Below are 279 nucleotides of genomic sequence, written 5' to 3' on the forward strand. Positions count from 1 at the left end.
TAGATGTTACCTTCCACCTGACCTACCAGAACGCAGTGGACGATGTGCTGCCACAGAGCAGTCCGTTGTCCAACGTCCTTGGGCAGGTGATCTACGTAAGAGTGGACTATGCCGGTGTGGATACCGACTGTCCTACCATTGTGGAGCTGCAGCTGATCGTGCAGCCAACACCAGAGATTGCCGATCCATCACCATTGGAACTGTGCGACGATGCCGTTGCCGATGGGATGACACAGTTTGACCTGACCCAGGCCAACACAGAGATATTGAACGGGCTGG

At 54.8% G+C, this 279-nt stretch carries 1 protein-coding gene; it reads left to right on the plus strand.

Going from position 1 to position 279, the window contains the following annotated elements:
- Positions 1-279 (plus strand): FIDD domain-containing protein (locus LOK78_RS16555; protein WP_232635690.1); only part of this gene is annotated, 279 nt, incomplete at both ends.

The organism is Mangrovimonas futianensis (assembly GCF_021245805.1).
GTDB lineage: Bacteria > Bacteroidota > Bacteroidia > Flavobacteriales > Flavobacteriaceae > Mangrovimonas > Mangrovimonas futianensis.